At 69.9% G+C, this 19,754-nt stretch carries 15 protein-coding genes, 1 tRNA gene and 1 pseudogene; 9 read left to right on the forward strand and 8 right to left on the reverse strand.

All coding sequences use genetic code 11. The features are described from left to right. Both A5673_RS29545 and A5673_RS29125 read left to right on the forward strand, forming a co-directional pair. Positions 1 to 386, forward strand: a 386-nt coding sequence (locus A5673_RS29545) for a hypothetical protein (protein ID WP_197518379.1), incomplete at its 5' end; no start/stop codon positions are given. A gap of 80 nt (positions 387 to 466) precedes the next feature. Continuing rightward, the gene (locus A5673_RS29125) at positions 467 to 1,504 is read left to right on the forward strand and encodes a PAS domain-containing protein (protein ID WP_068233279.1); all 1,038 of its coding nucleotides are present in this window, start codon (positions 467 to 469) and stop codon (positions 1,502 to 1,504) included. Positions 1,505 to 1,513: 9 nt separating this feature from the next. On the opposite strand, the pseudogene A5673_RS14430 reads toward A5673_RS29125, so the two are convergent. Together A5673_RS14430 and A5673_RS14435 are read right to left on the reverse strand one after the other, a co-directional pair. Beyond that, positions 1,514 to 2,661 (reverse strand): annotated as a pseudogene (locus A5673_RS14430) (PE family protein); the annotation flags it as partial. A gap of 255 nt (positions 2,662 to 2,916) precedes the next feature. Then, entirely contained in the window at positions 2,917 to 5,232 is a 2,316-nt protein-coding gene (locus A5673_RS14435) for a DEAD/DEAH box helicase (RefSeq protein WP_068233283.1), read from the reverse strand. A 259-nt stretch (positions 5,233 to 5,491) separates the two neighbouring features. On the opposite strand from A5673_RS14435, the gene cspA reads away from it, so the two are divergent. From cspA to topA, 3 genes are all read left to right on the forward strand, one after another. Next, positions 5,492 to 5,695 carry a cold shock protein CspA gene (gene cspA, locus A5673_RS14440; RefSeq protein WP_007166602.1) on the forward strand — a complete coding sequence of 68 codons (204 nt, stop codon included), beginning with the start codon at positions 5,492 to 5,494 and terminating at the stop codon, positions 5,693 to 5,695. Positions 5,696 to 5,826: 131 nt separating this feature from the next. Then, positions 5,827 to 6,426, forward strand: a complete 600-nt coding sequence (locus tag A5673_RS14445) for a hypothetical protein (RefSeq protein WP_068233287.1) — start codon at positions 5,827 to 5,829, stop codon at positions 6,424 to 6,426. Positions 6,427 to 6,620: 194 nt separating this feature from the next. Further along, positions 6,621 to 9,422, forward strand: coding sequence for a type I DNA topoisomerase (topA, locus tag A5673_RS14450; protein WP_068233288.1), 2,802 nt, complete (start codon positions 6,621 to 6,623; stop codon positions 9,420 to 9,422). Positions 9,423 to 9,464: 42 nt separating this feature from the next. Here the strand turns inward: topA and A5673_RS14455 are convergent, their stop codons facing one another. Both A5673_RS14455 and A5673_RS14460 read right to left on the reverse strand, forming a co-directional pair. Further along, positions 9,465 to 9,917 (reverse strand): MPT63 family protein, encoded by a 453-nt coding sequence (locus tag A5673_RS14455; protein WP_068233289.1) that lies wholly within the window; start codon positions 9,915 to 9,917, stop codon positions 9,465 to 9,467. 181 nt (positions 9,918 to 10,098) lie between these two features. Continuing rightward, positions 10,099 to 11,757 carry an adenylate/guanylate cyclase domain-containing protein gene (locus A5673_RS14460; RefSeq protein WP_156748226.1) on the reverse strand — a complete coding sequence of 553 codons (1,659 nt, stop codon included), beginning with the start codon at positions 11,755 to 11,757 and terminating at the stop codon, positions 10,099 to 10,101. A 106-nt stretch (positions 11,758 to 11,863) separates the two neighbouring features. On the opposite strand from A5673_RS14460, the gene A5673_RS14465 reads away from it, so the two are divergent. Continuing rightward, on the forward strand, positions 11,864 to 13,069 hold the full coding sequence (locus tag A5673_RS14465; protein ID WP_068233292.1) for a DNA polymerase III subunit delta': 1,206 nt from the start codon (positions 11,864 to 11,866) through the stop codon (positions 13,067 to 13,069). A gap of 42 nt (positions 13,070 to 13,111) precedes the next feature. Beyond that, positions 13,112 to 13,187: transfer RNA gene (locus tag A5673_RS14470), tRNA-Thr, on the forward strand. 13 nt (positions 13,188 to 13,200) lie between these two features. Here A5673_RS14470 and A5673_RS14475 read toward each other — a convergent pair. Beyond that, the gene (locus A5673_RS14475; RefSeq protein ID WP_197518381.1) at positions 13,201 to 14,958 is read right to left on the reverse strand and encodes a hypothetical protein; all 1,758 of its coding nucleotides are present in this window, start codon (positions 14,956 to 14,958) and stop codon (positions 13,201 to 13,203) included. Positions 14,959 to 14,983: 25 nt separating this feature from the next. Between A5673_RS14475 and A5673_RS14480 the strand changes: the two genes are divergently transcribed. After that, positions 14,984 to 15,928: an NAD-dependent epimerase/dehydratase family protein gene (locus A5673_RS14480; RefSeq protein ID WP_068233309.1), complete on the forward strand. Its 945-nt coding sequence runs from the start codon at positions 14,984 to 14,986 to the stop codon at positions 15,926 to 15,928. Positions 15,929 to 16,114: 186 nt separating this feature from the next. Here A5673_RS14480 and A5673_RS14485 read toward each other — a convergent pair whose 3' ends face one another. From A5673_RS14485 to A5673_RS14495, 3 genes are read right to left on the reverse strand one after another with little or no spacing between them, the layout of a single operon-like run. After that, complete coding sequence (locus tag A5673_RS14485) at positions 16,115 to 16,456, reverse strand: DUF2304 domain-containing protein (RefSeq protein WP_066916579.1); 342 nt, start codon at positions 16,454 to 16,456, stop codon at positions 16,115 to 16,117. Further along, complete coding sequence (locus A5673_RS14490; RefSeq protein ID WP_068233295.1) at positions 16,453 to 17,154, reverse strand: glycosyltransferase family 2 protein; 702 nt, start codon at positions 17,152 to 17,154, stop codon at positions 16,453 to 16,455. The genes A5673_RS14485 and A5673_RS14490 overlap by 4 nt, the downstream gene beginning before the upstream one ends. 24 nt (positions 17,155 to 17,178) lie before the next feature. Then, positions 17,179 to 18,492, reverse strand: coding sequence for a hypothetical protein (locus tag A5673_RS14495; RefSeq protein ID WP_156748228.1), 1,314 nt, complete (start codon positions 18,490 to 18,492; stop codon positions 17,179 to 17,181). Between the two features lie 54 nt (positions 18,493 to 18,546). Here A5673_RS14495 and A5673_RS14500 point away from each other — a divergent pair, with 54 nt between their 5' ends. Next, the gene (locus A5673_RS14500; protein ID WP_068233303.1) at positions 18,547 to 19,632 is read left to right on the forward strand and encodes a DUF475 domain-containing protein; all 1,086 of its coding nucleotides are present in this window, start codon (positions 18,547 to 18,549) and stop codon (positions 19,630 to 19,632) included. Positions 19,633 to 19,754: the final 122 nt, after the last annotated feature.

Consider the following 19,754-nt stretch of genomic DNA (forward strand, 5'->3'; position numbering starts at 1 on the left):
CGCTGCTGCGGCTGGCGCGGCGGCTGGCCTTGGCCGCCGGTCGGCGTCTTGACGCCGGGCAGCCCTGGGTGGACGGCGGGGCCGGCGGCCTGCTCTATGGCGCGGGCGGGGCCGGCGGTGCCGGCGGGTCCGGGATGGCCGGCGGAGCCGGCGGGGCCGGTGGCAATGCCGGGTTCATCGGCAACGCCGGCGACGGCGGCGCGGGTGCGGACGCCCCGACCGCCGGCGGCAATGGCGGTCAGGGCGGCAGCGCCCGGCTGATCGGCAACGGCGGCAACGGCGGAAACGGCGGCAAGGCCGTCGTCGGCCAACCCCAGGGACTGCCCGGCGCGGGCGGCACCGGCGGGTTGCTGCTCGGCCAGAATGGAACGACCGGATCGACTTAGCCGCCCCGGCGCGGCCCCTATCTCGCGTCGCCGGGCTCCCGGCATGTCAGCCCAACCGCTGACCGCCGTAAAATCTCCGCATGGCCCACGACTGGTTGCTCGTGGAGACGCTAGGGGGCGAACCCGCCGTAGTGGCGCAGGGACGGCAACTCAAAAACCTCGTCCCGGTCACCACGTTCCTGCGCCGCAGCCCCCACCTCGCCGCCGTCCGAACCGCGATCGCCGAATCCGTCAAGACCGGCCAGAGCCTGACGAGCATCACCACCAAGCGCGACCGCGTCATCCGCACCGAACCGGTGGTGATGTCCGACGGCCACGTTCACGGTGTCCACGTCTGGACCGGGCCCGCCGATGCCGAACCGTCCCAGCGGCCCATCCCCGGGCCGCTGAAGTGGGACCTGACCCTGGGCGTGGCCACCGATACCAGGGAGTCGCTTGCCAACAGCGGCAAGAACCCCGATGTCGAGGTGACCTTGGGCAGGGCTTTCGCGGAAGACCTGCCGTCGCGCGAACTCAATCCGAACGAAACCAAGGTGCTCGCCATGGCCGTCAGGGCCAAGCCGGACCAAACGATCTGCAGCACCTGGGATGTCACCGACTGGCAAGGCAAACCCATCCGGATCGGCTTCGTCGCGCGCACCGCCTTGGAACCGGGACCGGACGGCCGCGACCACCTGATCGCCCGGGCGATGAACTGGCGGTCGGTGCTCAAGGGCCCGGTGGTGTCCACGGACGATCTGGCCCAACGGATCCTGAACGGACTGGCCCAGGCCGGGGTCCACCGGGCGCTCGTCGATCTCGAGAGCTGGACCCTGCTGAAATGGCTCGACGATCCCTGCACCTTTTACGACTGGCGCGGCAACAAGACGGACCGGCCCAAGGTCCACCCCGACGACGAACACCTAAAGGCTTCTATGACAAAGGAATTCGTCGACGGCCCGACCAGTCGGGTACTGCGCATGCGGGGCCACGACGACGATTGGGTTCCGGTGCATGTCACGGTCAACAAGGTGGAGCTCGAGCCGGACACCTTCGCCGGCCTGGTCTCGCTGCGCTTGCCGACCGACGAGGAACTCGCAACCGCGGGATTGCCGAAAGCCCCGGACGGCACAGCCTAGCCGTCGGTGCCCGCCGGCCCCGCCCGTGCGGCGGCCCGCGCCGCGCCCGCGACGGCCACCGGCACTTGGACCGCGACGACGACGTCGAGACCATCCACCGCGCAGTCGACAGTGCCCGCGTGCATTTCGCGCGCCACCGCCGTCGCCCGTCGCAGGCCGCCGCGGCCACCGGTCCCGCCGTGCCCGCCGAGACCGCCGCTGCCACCGCTGCCCCCGGCGCCACCGGAGCCGACGAGCATGCCGGCGCTTCCGCCGGCCCCGCCGGCTCCCGCGGCGACGGGACTGTATCCGCCGGTGCCGCCGGTCCCGCCGGATGCGAACAGCCCGCCGGCCCCGCCGCTTCCGCCGCCGCCCCCAGCCGCGGCGTTGGTGGCCGCCCCGCCGGTTCCGCCGGCGCCGCCGGTACTGAACAATCCGCCGGCGCCGCCCGCGCCGCCGGCCCCGCCGCGATGGCCCGCGCCGTCGCCGGCTCCGCCGACACCCCCGAGGCCGCCGGTGCCGAACAGCCCGCCCGCGCCGCCGGCCCCGCCGGCGCCGCCATCGCCGGTGATGCCGAACCCACCGGCCCCGCCGGTTCCTCCCGTGCCGATCAACCCGCCGGCGCCGCCGGCCCCGCCGGCGCCTCCCGCGCCCGTGAGTGAGTTTCCGCCGGCCCCGCCGGCGCCGCCGGCGCCGATGAGGCCGGCCGCCCCGCCGGCTCCGCCGTTTTGGCCGGGCGCACCCGAACCGCCGGCCCCGCCGTTGCCGATCAGGATTCCGCCGGGTGACCCGTTGGCCCCGGTCCCGGGCGCGCCGTTGGCGCCGTTGCCGATCAGCGGCCGCCCGAGCAGCGCCTCGGTCGGGGCGTTGATCGCACCCAGCAAATTCTGCTGGGCGTTGGCGGCCTCGGCGCTCGCGTACGACGCCGCACCCGCGGCCAGGTTTTGGACAAATTGGTCGTGCAGCGCCGCTGCCTGGGCGCCGAGCGACTGGTACTCGAGGCCGTGCGCCCCGAAGACGGCCGCGATTTGAGCCGACACCTCATCGGACGCCGCGGCCACCACGTTGGTGATGGCCGCGGAAGCGGTGGTGTTGGCGGTGGTGATGGTCGACCCGATATCGACCAAACCCGTTGCCGCCAAGGCCATCACCTCTGGCGCTGCGATCACAAAGGACATCTGATACCTCCCGAGAGCGCCGGTGGACAAATCGTACGCGCAGCCACGCAGTGATCGCCGGACCGGCAGCCGGGCGGCATGCGCGGACGCCGAAATGTTCTCCGTTTCGGCTTATGCGAATCTGACCGTTAGCAACCCTGTGTGGTGGTACGTTGAAATTTCTTCAGCAATGAGGAAGCGCGTTCTAGCGGCGTCTGTCACGACGCCGATTTGTGGGGGTCGACCGTTGAGGGGTCGGTCGCCATCCCGGGGCGGTCAGCGCATGCCGCGACCCAGTTCCGCGAGCACCAACCGCAGCACCGTTACCGCCCCCGCCTTGTCCAGGGGGTCGTTGCCGTTGCCGCATTTGGGCGACTGCACACACGACGGGCATCCGTTCGGGCATTCGCACGCTTCGATCGCGGCGGCCGTGGCGCCCAGCCACGTGCGGGCCTGGCGGAAGCCCCGTTCGGCGAAACCCGCCCCGCCCGGATAACCGTCGTAGACGAAGACGGTGGGCAGCCCCTCCGGGCCGATCGCGGTGGACAGCCCGCCGATGTCGCCCCGGTCGCAGCTGGCCACCAGGGGCAGCAGCCCGATGGCGGCATGCTCGGCGGCGTGCAACGAACCGGGAAAGCGAGGGGCCTCAATGCCGTTGTGCAGCAAAGCATCCGGGTCAATGGTGTACATGACAGCCGTGGTGGGCAGCACGTGCTCGGGCATCTCCAGCTCGATGAAATCGATGACCTCCCCGGACAGCCGGCGCCGCAGGTAGCCCACCACCCGGTGGGTGACCCGAACGGGCACCAAACCCAAACTGACGGGCCCGAATTCGCGGCGTTCACCGGTCCCGGTCACGACGATGTCGGTGACCTCGCGGGCGAACGTCGCGTAGCCGGGATCCTCGGCATGGACGAACGCGATGCCGTCCTCGGTGTCCAGCGAATCGACGACGTAGGTCTCACCCTGATGCAGATAGACCGCCCCCGGGTGAACCGAAGCCGGGGCCTGATCCACCCCGGCGCTGCCCAGCAGGCGCCCGGTGTCGGCCTCGACGATGACGATCTGGCCGCCGGACGAGCCGCGGATGTCCACCGCGCCGTGCGGTTGGATACCGGCCGCGGGAAAGTACTTGTCGTTGCGCCGCCGCAGTAGTCCGTCGTCAATCAGGCCCTGGGCGACGTCGGCGGCGCCGAAGTCCCGGATCTCGGCCTCGTCGAGAGGCATTTCGGTCGCCGCACAGAGCAGCTGCGGACCGAGGATATAGGGGTTGGAAGGATCGATGACGACCCGCTCGACCGGCTTGCCCAGCAGCGCCGCGGGGTTGTGCACCAGGTATGTGTCAAGTGGGTCGTCGCGCGCGATGAGCACGACCAGCGCACCCTGGCCTCGCCGGCCCGACCGGCCGGCCTGCTGCCAGAACGAGGCGACCGTCCCGGGGAAACCGGCGAGCACCACCGCATCGAGGCCGGCGATGTCCACACCGAGCTCCAACGCGTTGGTGGTCGCCAGGCCGCGCAGCCGGCCCTCGGCCAACGCGCGCTCCAGCGCGCTGCGGTCCTCGGCGAGGTAGCCGGCCCGGTACGAAGCGACCTTCGAAGACAGTTCCGGGGCAATGTCGTCGAGCCGCGCCCGCGTCCCCAGCGCCGTCAACTCCGCCGCGCGCCGCGACCGGACGAACGTCAGCGTTTGTGCGCCCTCGGCGATCAGGTCGGCCATCACACGCGCGGCCTCGGCACCGGCGGAGCGGCGCACCGGCGCACCGTTCTCACCCGTCAGGTCGGCCCGCAGCGCGGGCTCCCACAACGCCACCGTCCGGGCCCCTTGCGGCGAACCGTCTTCGGTGACCTCATGCACCGGGCGGCCAATGAGTTCGGCGGCCGTCGCACCGGGCGAATCGGTCGTCGCGCTGGCGAAAACCACCGTGGGCGCAGCGGAATAGCGCTCGCACAGCCTCAACAACCGGCGCAGCACCATCGCGACGTTCGACCCGAAAACGCCACGGTAGTAATGGCATTCGTCGACGATGACGAATCGAAGGCCGCGCAACAGGACGGCCCAGCGGGCATGGTTGCGCAGGATCGACAAGTGGATCATGTCGGGGTTGGAGAACAGCCATCGGGAGCGCTCGCGGGCGAAGCGGCGGACCTCGGCCGGGCTGTCGCCGTCGTAGGCGGTGGGCGCGACGTCGTGCAGCCGCGGAACGGCCGCGGTCAGCGCGTGCGCGGCGCGCAGTTGGTCATGGCCGAGCGCCTTGGTCGGCGACAGGTACAACACCCGGGCGCGCGGGTCCGTCGCGAGCGCGTTGAGGACGGGAAGTTGATAGGCCAGGGACTTGCCCGACGCGGTGCCGGTGCTGATCACCACGTGACGGCCGGCGTGGGCCAGCTCCGCGGCCGTGGCCTGATGTGACCACGGGTCACTGATGCCGCGTTCGGCGAACGCGCGCACCACGTCGGGCTCGGCCCACTCGGGCCAGCGGTGCGGCCGGCCGCTGCGCGCGGGCAACTCGGCGACGTGGCGCAGCGGGCGCTCGTCCGGCGCGGTACCGGCGAGCGCGACGGCGAGCAGGTCGGCGCCGAAACTGGCCACCTCACGCCCTCCAAGAATCAAGCCGAGAATCAGTCCTGGACACAAGTCTGTCGCCGACGCCATGAACATGGTTGACTATTTGCGGTCGCAGCTTCTGTGTTCGTGTCAAACTTTCGCAGGAACAACGTTGCGGCCGCGGTTCCTGCGAGGTTATCGGTCGGGTGAAGTTCCGGCGACTCAGCGAGGTATGGCGGTCGTACTCGGCCCGGGGCACCGAAAGGCGGTGCCCCGCATCCAAAAGAAAAGGAAAGATCGAGAGATGCCACAGGGAACTGTGAAGTGGTTCAACGCGGAGAAGGGTTTCGGGTTCATTGCGCCCGAAGACGGTTCCGCAGATGTTTTTGTCCACTACACGGAGATCCAGGGTTCGGGCTTCCGCACCCTCGAAGAAAACCAGAAGGTCGAGTTCGAGATCGGCCACAGCCCTAAGGGCCCCCAGGCCACCGGAGTCCGCTCCGTCTAAGACGCGAGCAGACACAAAAGCCCCCACTTCGGCAGCGATTTGGGGGCTTTTCCGTCTGCTCAGCGGGCGCTCACGCCGCCGCGCCGAATACCTGAAGGCGCGGACGGACGACCTGGCCTACTGTCGGTGGCGTGAGCCAGCTTTCCTTCTTCACAGCGGAGTCGGTGCCGCCCGCGGTCGCCGATCTCTCCGGGGTGCTGGCCGCCTCAGGGCAGATCGTGCTGGTCGGCGTTCCGTCGGAAAGTCGCGAACCGGGCGCCCGCCTTTCAGTCGTCGTTGACCACGTTTGGCGCGCGTCGGCGCTGGCCGAGATGATTCGCGACGCGGGTCTGGCGCCCGAGATCGGCCGCACCGACGAGGACACCCCGTTGGTGCGGACGGAGGTGACCCCCTCCTTGGTGACGCTCGCCGCCGAATGGACCCGCGGCGCGGTCAAGACGGTGCCCCCGCGGTGGCTCCCGGGGCCGCGTGAGCTGCGGGCGTGGACGCTGGCGGCCGGCAACCCGGAGGGCGACCACTATCTGCTGGGTCTGGACCCGCACGCGCCCGACACCCATTCCCCGCTCGCGTCGGCGTTGATGCGGGTCGGAATTGCGCCCACGCTGATCGGCACCCGCGGTGGGCGCCCGGCGCTGCGGATCAGCGGCCGCCGCCGGCTGTCGCGCCTGGTAGAGAACGTGGGGGAACCCCCGGAAGGCGACGAGGCGTTGTCGCTGTGGCCCCGCGTCTAGCCGGGCTCGAGCGCCGAAATTTTCGGCAGCCGGTTTGCGCAGGCCCGCCCGAGGGTGCGAAATTGTCAGATGCCCTGAAGGTAGAGGGAACGCTGGCGTATCTGATTTCACCGGAATTTCGGACGCTGGCCTGTCATTCTTCCTGCAGGGCGGTCTCGCAAGGGGGCCGGATAAGAGATGGAGCGTAAGCGCAGTTGGCTGACCCGAAGCTAAAAGACCGCGTCAGCGGCGGAAATGGCAGCCGTCGGCGGCTCGTGATCGTCGAGTCGCCCACCAAGGCGCGCAAACTTGCGGGCTACCTGGGCTCCAGCTACATCGTCGAGTCCTCGCGCGGCCACATCCGTGATCTGCCCCGCGCCGCGGCCGACGTGCCCGCGAAGTTCAAGTCGGAGCCGTGGGCCAGGCTGGGCGTCAACGTCGACGCCGACTTCGAGCCGCTCTACATCATCAGCCCGGAGAAGAAGCACACCGTCAGCGAGCTCAAGGGCCTGCTGAAGGACGTCGACGAGCTCTATCTGGCCACGGATGGTGACCGCGAGGGCGAAGCCATCGCCTGGCACCTGCTGGAAACCCTCAAGCCCAACATCCCGGTCAAGCGGATGGTGTTCCACGAGATCACCGAACCGGCGATCCTGGAGGCCGCCGAAAATCCCCGCGACCTCGACATCGACCTGGTCGACGCCCAGGAGACCCGCCGCATCCTGGACCGGCTGTACGGCTACGAGGTCAGCCCGGTGCTGTGGAAGAAGGTGGCGCCCAAGCTGTCGGCGGGCCGGGTGCAGTCGGTGGCCACCCGCATCATCGTGCAGCGCGAGCGCGACCGCATGGCCTTCCGCAGCGCGTCCTACTGGGACATCGTCGCTCAACTGGACGCCAGCGTGTCCGACCCGCAGGCCTCACCGCCCACCTTCACGGCCCGGCTGGCAGGCGTCGACGGCCTGCGCGTGGCCACCGGCCGCGATTTCGACTCGCTGGGCCAGCTGCGCAAGGCCGACGAGGTGGTGATCCTGGACGAGGCCGCCGCCACCCAGCTGGCGGCGGGTTTGCGCGGCGCCCAGCTGTCGGTGGCGTCGGTGGAGGAGAAGCCCTACACCCGGCGTCCGTACGCGCCGTTCATGACGTCGACGCTGCAGCAGGAGGCCGGGCGCAAGCTGCGGTTCTCCTCCGAACGCACGATGAGCATCGCGCAGCGCCTCTACGAGAACGGCTACATCACTTATATGCGCACCGACTCCACCACGCTGTCGGAGTCGGCGATCAACGCGGCGCGCACCCAGGCGCGGCAGCTGTACGGCGCGGAGTACGTGTCGCCCTCGCCGCGCCAGTACACCCGCAAGGTGAAGAACGCCCAGGAGGCGCACGAGGCGATCCGGCCGGCCGGTGAGACGTTCGCGACCCCGGACGCGGTGCGGCGCGAGCTCGACGGCGACGAATTCCGGCTCTACGAACTGATTTGGCAGCGCACGGTCGCCTCGCAGATGGCCGACGCGCGCGGCACCACGCTGAGCCTGCGCATCGCCGGCAGGTCGGGGGAGCGGGACGTCACGTTCGCCGCGACCGGGCGCACCATCACGTTCGCCGGCTTCCTCAAGGCCTACGTGGAAACGGTGGACGAGCTGGCCGGCGGCGAGGCCGACGACGCCGAGCGGCGGCTGCCCCACCTGAGCGAGGGCCAGCGGCTGGAGGCCCTCGAGCTCACCCCGGATGGCCACGCCACCAACCCGCCGGCGCGCTACACCGAGGCCTCGCTGGTCAAGGCGCTCGAGGAGCTGGGCATCGGCCGCCCGTCGACGTACTCGTCGATCATCAAGACCATCCAGGACCGCGGCTATGTGTACAAGAAGGGCAGCGCGCTGGTGCCCTCGTGGGTCGCGTTCGCCGTCACCGGGCTGCTGGAGCAGCATTTCGGCCGCCTCGTCGACTACGGCTTCACCGCGGCGATGGAAGACGAGCTCGACGCGATCGCGTCGGGCACCGAGCGACGCACCAACTGGCTCAACAACTTCTACTTCGGCGGCGACCACGGCGTGCCCGACTCGGTGGCTCGTTCCGGTGGCCTGAAGAAGCTCGTCGGCGTCAACCTCGAAGGCATCGACGCGCGAGAAGTGAACTCCATCAGGGTGTTTGACGACGAGCAGGGTCGGCCCGTGTACGTCCGGGTGGGCAAGAACGGACCCTACCTGGAACGCATCGTGACGGGTGATGACGGTGAGCCCACGCCGCAGCGGGCCAATCTCAACGACTCGCTGACCCCCGACGAGCTGACCCTCGAGGTGGCCGAAGAGCTTTTCGCCACCCCACAAGAGGGGCGCGTCTTGGGCGTCGACCCCCAAACCGGGCACGAGATCGTGGCCAAGGACGGCCGGTACGGGCCCTACGTGACCGAAGTCCTGCCGCCGCAGCCCGATTCGGGCGACGGAGGTCCCGAGAGCGGAACACCCGCGAAGAAGGGCAAGAAGCCCACCGGGCCCAAACCGCGGACCGGTTCGCTGTTACGCAGCATGGACCTGCAGACGGTGACGCTCGAGGACGCGCTCAAGCTGCTCTCGCTACCGCGCGTGGTCGGCGTTGACCCCGAGTCCGGCGAGGAGATCACCGCGCAGAACGGGCGCTACGGCCCGTACCTGAAGCGGGGCACCGATTCTCGTTCCCTGTCGACCGAGGATCAAATCTTTGACATCACCCTCGAAGAGGCGCTGAAAATCTACGCCGAGCCCAAACGCCGTGGCAGGCAGAGCGCTTCGGCGCCACCGCTGCGGGAGTTGGGCGCCGATCCGGCGTCGGGCAAGCCGATGGTGATCAAGGACGGCCGATTCGGGCCCTACGTCACCGACGGCGAGACCAACGCCAGCCTGCGCAAGGGCGATGACGTGCTGTCGATTACCGACGAGCGCGCCGCGGAACTGCTGGCCGACCGGCGAGCCCGGGGCCCCGCCAAGCGTCCTGCGAAGAAATCCACCCGCAGGGCGCCGGCGAAGAAGGCTACCAAGCGCTAGGACGCTCCAGTCTTATTGGGCCCCAACGCTTCCCGACGAACCCTAGCCCGTCCAGACGAGCAGGTCCCGGCCCCCCGCGTTGTAGACGACCTTGTTGGGATTCGGCCCAACGACGTCGAAGTAGAGCTTGCCGGTGGTCTCCTGACCTTGGGGAACGCTGGCCGGGTTGACCCCCTGGGCGGTGGCAACGTTGCCCAGCTCCGGGTAGTTCTGGCCGTTGGCGGCGCGTGCGTTGAAGTCGGCGACCAGCGGCGTGACCGTTCCCCGGATGGCTTTGACGGTGGCGGTGGCTTCCCACAGCTTGCCGTGCGGTTGATAGGGGATCGGGTCGTCACTGGGGTGGAGATTGCTGACCGTCCAGCCAGTGATGACTGCACCGCCGGCGTCGTTGAGCCTTTCCTGGGCCCCGAAATTCTGCTGGACCGGGTAGTTATCGGCGGACGCGGTTGGGACATCGGCGATTCCGACGCCGGCCGCCGTCGCGAAAGTCGCCAAAACTGCAGCTGCCCCGCTAGCGAGTTGCACAATTCCTCCTGTTTCTCGTGATTTCTCAGTCGGAGGAAGCGGTACCTCGCTAATGTCCCAGCCAAACCTTCTCCATCAGAAATTATTGCTAATGGACACTTTTCGCTCGATCGGGCGCTGCGTCGTCGCGCCGCACCGCGGGTCTGGGGTGCTAGCGACCCGCTTGGCTGGAAACACCTTTGGGTTCACTCGGAACCTCTTCCAGCCCAGCGAGTTTGACCGGTCGGGCCAGCTGAGTGGGCGCCGCGCGCCCGCGCAGATAAACCACCTCGCCGACGTCCCAGCACAGCGCCTCGGCGTCCAGCGCGCCGCTGACCGCGATCGCTGAGGCGAGCACATGCCCGGATTCGAGCTTGGCCAGCTCGGTCAGCCGTGCCGCCTCGTTGACCGGATCGCCGATGACCGTGTATTCGAAGCGGGCCTGCGCGCCGATGTGGCCGGCGATGGCCCGGCCGGCCGACACCCCGATCCCGAACTCCGCCGACCCGATCACGGGAAGGATCTCGTCGTGCAGCTCGCGGGCGGCGGCCAGCGCGCCGCCCGAAGCGTCGGGGTGTTCGATCGGCGCGCCGAAGATGGCCAGCGCCGCGTCGCCCTGGAACTTGTTGACGAACCCGCCGTGCTTGCCGACGGTGTCGACCACGACGCGGAAGAACTCGTTGAGCAGTTGGACCACCTCCGCCGGCGGCCGCGTCGCGGCCAGCTGGGTGGAGCCGACCAGGTCGACGAACAGCACCGCGACGTCGCGCTCCTGCCCGCCCAGCTCGGTGCCGCGCTCCAGGGCGCGGCGGGCCACGTCCTCGCCGACGTAGCGGCCGAACAGGTCGCGCAGCCGCTGCCGCTCGGACAGGTCGCGGACCATGTCGTTGAAGCCGGCCTGCAGCAGGCCCAGTTCGCTGGCGTCATAGATCTGCATGTGCGCGTTGTAGTTCCCGCGCTGCACTTCGGACAGCGCCCAGCGCAGCTGGCGCAGCGGGTCGGCGATCGACATCGCCACGAGCAGCGTGCTGACCAGCCCGACGCCCAGCGCCGCCAGCGCGAGCAACAGGATGGGGTTGAACAGCTTCTCGGGCGTGGCGTGCAACAAGGAAATCTTGTCGGCCACCACCGCCAGCGCGATCGCCAGCAGCGGCACGGCGGTGGACAGCATCCAGCTCAGCATCTGCCGCAGGATGACGCCGGGCGCCTTGACGTTCTCCGGCACGCCGCTGCGCAGCGCAGCGACGGCCACCGGGCGCAGCACCCGCTCGGACTGCAGGTAGCCGATGATCGCCGTCGCGGCGGCGCCCAGCGCGACCGCGACCGCGACGACGGGCGCGGTGTACCTGGCCACCGACCAGCTGGCGACGATGAACACCACGCCGCCGATGCACCACGCCACCCCGCTGGTGAGCGTCCGGTAGAACGGCATGCGCAGCGCGCGGCTGCGGGCCAGTTCGGTGTCGGCCGGATCGGCGTCGGCGAGCAGGTTGTCGCGGCGCTGCCAGCGGAACACCGGCAACATCAGCCTGAGGTTGAAGACGATCCCGGCCAGGAACAGGCTGATCACGACGCTGATGAAGACGGCCAGGTTGACCGGCGGCAGGTCCTGCAGCTGGATGCGGTCCTGGGGCGGCAGCCCGTAGCGCAGGAAGCCCAGCACGAAAAGCCCGCCGATGATGTCGGCCTGCAACATGCTCAGCGCGAACAGCGGCCACGGGGTGCGCACCACCCACCGGACGAACGCACCGATTCGCCCGGGCAGTGCCGCCTCGGTTGCCACCAAACCACCGTATCGGGCAGGGCGGACTTGGCGGAAAACAATAAGTATCTCGGCAAGCCGCCGGCACCTGGCGAAACGGGCGCCAGGTAACGGAATTGTCGCGATCCGGTGGCCGATCGGTATCTGTCTGCCCGTGTCACTACTGTTGCCGGTGATGTCCGGAGTGTTTACGCGGCTGGTAGGCCAGCAGGCCGTGGTGGCCGTTCTGCTCGCCGCCGCCCGGGCGGCCCGCGGTGATCCGACTCACAGCGATCCGGGCGACGGGACTATGACACATGCGTGGCTTATCACCGGGCCACCCGGTTCCGGCCGCTCGGTTGCGGCGCTGTGCTTCGCGGCCGCGCTGCAATGCACCTCCGACGGGGAGCCGGGGTGCGGGAGCTGCCGGGCGTGCGCGACGACGATGGCCGGCACCCACGCCGACGTGCGCCGGGTGGTCCCCGAGGGGCTGTCCATCGGCGTGGACGAGATGCGCGGCATCGTGCAGATCGCGTCGCGGCGCCCCACCACCGGGCACCGGCAGATTGTGGTGATCGAGGACGCCGACCGGTTGACCGAGGGCGCCGCGAACGCCCTGCTGAAGGTCGTCGAGGAACCGCCGCCATCGACGGTGTTCCTGCTGTGCGCGCCGTCGGTGGACCCCGAGGACATCGCGGTCACGCTGCGATCCCGGTGCCGGCACGTCGCGCTGGTAACCCCGCCGACCGAGGCGATCGCGCAGGTCCTCGTCGACAGCGACGGCCTGGACGTCGACACGGCCAACTGGGCGGCGTCGGTCAGCGGTGGGCACGTCGGGCGGGCGCGCCGGCTGGCGACCGACCCCGAGGCCCGGCAGCGACGGGAGCGGGCGCTGGGCCTGGTGCGCGACGCCGCGACCCCCTCGCGCGCCTACGCCGCCGCCGAGGAACTGGTGGCCGCCGCCGAGGCCGAGGCCGTGGTGCTGACGGCGGATCGGGCCGAAGCCGAGACCGAGGAGCTGCGGACGGCGCTGGGCGCCGGGGGAACGGGCAAGGGTACTGCGGGCGCGCTGCGGGGTGCCACCGGCGCGATGAAGGACCTGGAGCGACGGCAGAAGTCTCGCCAGACGCGGGCGTCGCGCGATGCGCTGGACCGCGCGCTGATCGACCTGGCCACCTACTTCCGCGACGCGCTGGTGGTGTCGGCGCGCGCCGGCGGCACCCGGGCCAACCACCCGGACATGGCCGACCGGGTGGCCGCGCTGGCCGACCATGCGTCAGCCGAGCGGCTGCTGCGCTGCATCGAGGCGGTGCTTGCCTGCCGCGAGGCGCTGGCAGTCAACGTCAAACCCAAATTCGCCGTCGACGCGATGGTCGCGACCATCGGCCAGGAACTTGGGTGACTCGGGCCGCCTGCCGTAGACTCGTGCCGCCCGCCAGGGCACGCCACCTTAGCTCAGTCGGTAGAGCGGCTCACTCGTAATGAGCAGGTCAGGAGTTCGATTCTCCTAGGTGGCTCCAACATCCAGCGGCGCTAGGCCGGCGCGATGAACCCGACCGGCCCGGACGCGAGGCACAACGCGAGCGCGGTCGTGTTGGCCCGGACGGTGATCGCGTTCCCGGCGCCGGGCAGTCGCACGAAGACCCGGTTCAGACCCGGATGCACCAGAACCTTCACGTCGGGGCCCTCGGATAGCGCCAGCGTCATCGAACCGTCGCTGTTGGCAAGGTAATTGAGCTCGACGGTCCAATCGGCGGGCAGCAGCGGGCCGTCCAGAACCAGCCGCGCCGGCTGGTCCGGTTGGGCGAAATAGCCGCACTGCGGCGTGGGCCCGGGCACGATGGTGCGAATCCAGGTCACGCGCGCGTTGATGAGCCGGCCCGAGCTGTCGATCATTCGCAATTGTGTTGTTGCGGAATCGAATTCGGGCCTGTCCCGCAGCAGCGCGAACATGTGGCTGGCGAGGTTCTGCGGCGCGGCCACCCGCTGCAGGATCAGCGGGTCGACCTCCTGATCCAGCAGCGGCGCATTCGAGGCCGCGCGCGCGGCGGCCAGACCGGCCCGGGCGTTCTGCAGGTAGGGCTGGGTGGGGTTGTCCCGCCAGCTGGTCAGGAAGGTCGCCGTCGAGTACAGGCTGCTCGCCACGAACGCCGCCGCCAAACCCGCCGTCGCCACAGCGCGTTTCGGCGACGCGTCCAGCCACCGCGCCGTGGCCGGCCGGTTGGGGGCGCACAACGCGACGGCCGCCAGCAACGCCAGGACCACGACCAGATCCGGCAGGTAGCGCAGCGTCTGCGCCAGCTCCAGCGCCGTCTGCTTCGACGACCGCATCAGATAGATCGGCACCTGACACGCGACGGCGTAACCGGCCGCGGTCAGCCACACCGGCCCGACGCGGCGCTTGCGCCATAGCGACAGGCCAACCGCCCCGATCAGCACCAGCCAGCCGAGCGCCATCACCAACGGCGGGGGCGTGGCCCACGGCGAGGCCGGCGCCCACCGGTCCCAGTGCCACGGCCCGCCGGCAAGCCCGGGCACGATGCCGCGGGTGATCGACCGCCACAGCAGATCCCCCGTCATCGCCAGGTCGAAACTCCACCGCTTCTGATTGACCACGGCCAGATACAGCGCGACCCACGCCACGGTCAACGCCAGCGCGGCGATCCACAACCGCAGGCCGGCCCGCCAGACCGTCCGCAGGGCGGAGTCGTCACCGGACACGTGGCCCAGCAGCGCGGCCACCGCGAACGCGACGAACGGAATGACTGCGGCCTTCTCGAAGAACAGCAACCCGCCGAAGTACGCCAGCGCGCCGGTCAGGGCGTAGCGTCGGTTACCGGTGCGGACCAGCAGGATCGCGTCCGCCGTCACCCACGCCAGGGCGGCGAGCATGGGCAGCGCATTCAGGGCGGCCGCCCACCATGCGAAGCCCGGCACCCCCAGCGGCGTGAACAGCGCGAACGTCAGCGGGATCAGCAGCACGCGGCGCCAGCCGAGGATGACCTGCAGCGCGCGCAGCAGGGCCAGCGAGGCCACCAGCTGCAACACCACCAGGCTGATCGCCGGCAGCGTCCAGACCAGGGGCGCCAGCCGGGTGAGGGCGCCGGCGACCAGGAACGCGGCCGGCATCACGTGGCCGTCGTGGTCGTCGAACAGGTACGACGGCGACAGCAGGCCTTCGGTGCCGGCCTTCCCGACGAGGATCAGGTCGTCCCAGTAGAAGTAGCCCCGGAACGCCAGCACCGCGCGGATCCCCAACTGCACGACGATGAGCGCGGCGGCTGCCGCCATGACCCCCCGCTTGTATGGTGGGCCGGTGCGCGCACTGGTCACCGGGGGAGCCGGATTCATCGGGTCGACGCTAGTCGACCGCCTGCTGACCGACGGTCACACGGTGGTGGGGCTGGACAATTTCGCGACCGGCCGCGCCACCAACCTCGAGCACCTGGCCGACAACCCGGCGCACGTCTTCGTCGAGGCCGACATCGTCACCGCCGACCTGCACGCCATCCTGGACGAGCACCGCCCGGAGGTGGTGTTCCACCTCGCCGCCCAGATCGACGTGCGGCACTCGGTGGCCGACCCCCCGTTCGACGCGTCGGTCAACGTCATCGGCACCATCCGCCTGGCCGAAGCGGCCCGCCTGACCGGGGTGCGCAAGATCGTGCACACCTCGTCGGGGGGATCCATCTACGGCACGCCGCCGGTGTACCCGACCCCCGAGACGGTGCCCACCGACCCGGCGTCGCCCTACGCGGCGGGCAAGGTGGCCGGCGAGATCTACCTGAACACCTTCCGGCACCTGTACGGCCTGGACTGCTCGCACATCGCACCCGCCAACGTGTACGGCCCCCGCCAGGACCCGCACGGCGAGGCCGGCGTGGTGGCGATCTTCGCCCAGGCGCTGCTGTCCGGAAAGCCCACCAAGGTGTTCGGCGACGGCGGAAAGACCCGCGACTACGTCTACGTCGACGACGTGGTGGACGCCTTCGTGAAGGCCGCCGGCGACGTGGGCGGGGGGCGGCGCTTCAACGTCGGCACCGGGGTCGAAACGTCGGACCGCCAGCTGCATTCGGCGGTGGCCGCGGCCGTCGGCGGGCCCGACGACCCGGACTTTCACCCCGATCGCCTGGGCGACCTGCAGCGGTCGTGCCTCGACATCAGCTTGGCCGCAGAGGTTTTGGGCTGGCGCCCGCACATTCGGCTCGACGAGGGCGTGCGCCGGACGGTCGAGTACTTCCGCAGCGCCCACACTCTTTGACGTTGCGCCGAACGTGGACTGACGGCGGAAATTGGAGAGCGGCGAGCCGCAGGGCGACCGTTGCGGCTTGAGTGTGCATCTATGGCTTCGAGTGCGAACTGGCGGCGGGCAATCCGCCGAAATACGACCGTGGCTTCACACTCAAAACCGTTGGTGCACAAAAACTCCGGGCACCGCCCGCACGGGCTAGCGCGGCTCGGGTTCCTGCGCGCCCTCCAGCGCGACGGCCCGGGCCAGCCGCGCGTAGCGCAACTCCAGATCCTTGAATCGCATGTAGGTGCTCAGCGTCGTGAAGCTGAACGCCATGATCAGCGCGTACAGCATCAGGTCGGTGCCGCGGCGCACGCCGAACCAGTGCGCCACCACCGTCGTGTCGTCGGGCCGCAGCACGGCGTAGATGCCGGCCAGCACGAACAGGACGTAGCCGACCTTGACCCACGCCTTGGACCGCGAGCTCCGGCGCGACCGCAGCAGGTACACCAGCAGCGCGACGATCGCCCCGATCAGCAGCACCTGGATCCAGTTCATCTCGAAGTCCTCCCTCGCAGGAACCCGTCGAAAACGATGTTGACGCCGTTGAGCAGGGGCTGCCCCTTGGACTTCGAGTAGTCGGTGTACAGCACCTCGACGGGTTGTTCCACCACGCGCCAATGGTTTTCGGCGATCAGTGAGACGAACTCGTTGGCGTGGCTCATGCCGCTCATGGTGATGTCCAGCCCGTCGGCGACCTTTTTGTTGAACACGCGCAGCCCATTGTTGGTGTCGGTCAAGCCAAGTCGTCGACCGCTACGGCTGAGCCGGGCCGCGGTCTGCAGCACGATCCGCTTGAGGAACGGCGGCCGGCTGCCCTCGTGGGTGCCGAACCGGGTGCCGATGACGACGTCGACGTCGCCCGCGCCGAGCCGGTCGATCATCGCGGCAACGTCCTTGACGCGGTGCTGGCCGTCGGCGTCGAACGTGGCGAACACCTGCGCGCCGGGCTGCTTGCGGGCGTACTCGACGCCGGTCTGGATGGCGGCGCCCTGGCCGAGGTTGACGGGGTGGCGCACCAAGTGGGCCCCGGCGCGCCGGGCGAGCTCGCCGGTGCCGTCGGTGCTGCCGTCGTCCACGCAGACCACGTGGTCGAACACCGAGCGCACGTCGGCGATCACCTCGCCGATGACCGCGGCTTCGTTGAAGGCGGGAACGACGATCCAGACGCCGGAGTAGGGGGATTCAGTAGCCATCTACGCCCATAAGGTTAGCCAGGATCAGGCGGTTAGGCGCCCGGCGCGCGCCAGCGCCACCAGGTGGACACCGATTCCCACCAGGGGGCCGCACAACAGGCCGACCACCGTGCGCGTCTGCAGCGGCAGGGGCAACAGCAGCAACAGCCCCGACGCCACCGTGGCACCGACCCACCCCAGCGCGTAGGCCCGGTGCAGCGCGGCGGCGACGGCGGCGGCGCCGGTCAAGGTCAGCATGGCGATCGCCACGGCGGCCGCCGTCAGCCAGGCCAGCAGCGCGCTGCTCGCCTGGTACTGCGGCCCGAAGAAGACGCGCAGCAACCACGGCCCCACTATCCCCGCAGCCAGCACGCCGACCGCGCCGATGCCGCCGATGATCGCCGCCGGGCGGACCAGCGGCCGCAGTCGGTCGCCGCGCTCGTCGACGAAGTGAGCGATGAGGTTGCCCTGCATGGCGGTCAGCGGCACCAGCAGCGGCGCGCGGGTCAACGTCACCGCCAGGATGATCACGCCACCCTCCGCACCCAGGTCGCTGCTGGTCAGCTTCAGCAGGACCGGAAACCCCATCACCAGAATCGCGCTGGCGCCGGCCGCGGTGATCGAGTGGGCGGCCCCGCGCAGGAAGGTTGCGGTGTCGCCCGGCGTCAGCAGCCGGGCCGCGGCGCGCGCCGTCGGCGAGACGGCCAGCGTGATCAGCCACGCCGTCGCGCCGGCTACCGTGGCCCACAGGAACCCGGCCAGGCCCCACCTGATCGCGAAGGTCGCCGCGGCCACCGCCACCCGGATGACCGCATCGGTCACCATCAGCGCCCCGTACGAGGTCCAGTGATCGGTGCCGGCCAGCATGCCGAGCAGGGTGGCGTGCAGGCAGAACCCGGCCAGCCCGACGGACAGCAGCGCCACCGACAGCCAGCGCGCCTCGACGAAAACCCGTGCGCTCCACAACGGCGAGCTCGCGGCGATCACGACGGCCGCGGCCACACCGACCATCGCGGCGACGCGCAGCGGATGGGTGCGCCCGACCGGGGCAGCCCCGATTTCCCCGAGGTAGTTCGCCGAGCGAACCTCCCGGGTGCTCTCCTGCAGCAGCCCGTTGGCGGCGCCGGTCACCAGGCCGAACGCCCCCCAAAACACACCGAAGATCGAGAAGCCGCGCGGCGCCAGGTCGCGGGCGGCCAGGTAGATCACCGCGTACCCGCACAGCGCGGTGAGCGCGGTGGCGGTGCCGACCCGGGCCACGCTGCCACGCGCGACCGGCCCCCTCGAGGCCCCGACTTCGGTCACCGGGGCAGCGCCTGTATCCCCACAATTTGAAAATAGTAAGTGCCCAGCACCGATGGACCGCGCCCGCGAGGCGGTTCGCTATCGTGGGCGGCTGTCGAGAAAGGATCCATGGCCGCGTTCCGCATCTTCGGGGTTTCGCTGTTGATCACCGTGGCGGCGCTTGCCGCGGGATACGCCCACGGCGGACCGAATGCCCTCTTTGTGCTGCTGGTGCTCGCCGTCCTCGAGATCTCGCTGTCGTTCGACAACGCGATCATCAACGCGGCGATCCTGCAGCGAATGAGCCGGTTCTGGCGGCAGATGTTCCTGACGATCGGGATCTTGATCGCCGTGTTCGGCATGCGGTTGGTCTTCCCGTTGCTCATCGTGTGGGCGACCGCGGGCCTGGAACCGGTGCGCGCGTTCGAGTTGGCGCTCAACCCGCCGCCGCACGGCGCGCGGGAATTCCCGGACGGCTCACCCAGCTACGAAAAACTGATCACCGCCGCACACCCCCAGATCGCCGCGTTCGGCGGAATCTTCCTGTTGATGCTGTTCCTGGACTTTATTGTTTACGACCGGGATATCAAGTGGCTCAAGTGGATTGAAGCGCCATTCGCCCGTATCGGGCGCCTCGGTCAGGTGTCGGTGGTGGTGGCCGTCGTAGCGCTGGTGCTTGCCGGCACACAGTTGACGCACTCCGCCGACGAGAGCGAGACGGTGCTGACCGCGGGCCTGCTCGGCCTGGCGACCTATCTCGTCGTCAACGGTTTGAGCCGGGCGTTCCGCCCTCCCGACGTCGAGACGGTGACGGCCGGCGGGGCGGTCGGCAAGGCCGGCCTGACCCTGTTTCTGTATCTCGAGGTGCTCGACGCCGCCTTCTCCTTCGACGGCGTCACCGGCGCGTTCGCGATCACGTCGGACCCGATCCTCATCGCGCTGGGTCTGGGGCTGGTGGGCTCGATGTTCGTCCGGTCGATCACCATCTATCTCGTTCACCAGGACACCTTGGACCGCTTCGTGTACCTCGAACACGGCGCGCACTGGGCGATCGGCGTGCTGGCCGTGATCATGTTGTTCTCCATCGAGCCGCGCTTTGAGGTGCCCGAGGCGGTCACCGCGTCGGTGGGCGTCTTCTTCATCGGGACGGCGTTGGGCTGGAGCGTGCTGCGGAACCGGCGCCAGGCCAGGGCCGCCGCGGCGGGTGCGGGTTAGGCCTCGATCTGGCCGGCGATGCGCCGTTCGATGGCGGCGCGGGCCGGCGCCGGCAGCACGATGAGCCCGTCCAGTTCCCGGCGCGCCCGCAGGTAGGCGTTCTGGCGCTCGTCGCGCGTGGC

The sequence above is a fragment of the Mycobacterium sp. E3198 genome (assembly GCF_001667015.1).
GTDB lineage: Bacteria > Actinomycetota > Actinomycetes > Mycobacteriales > Mycobacteriaceae > Mycobacterium.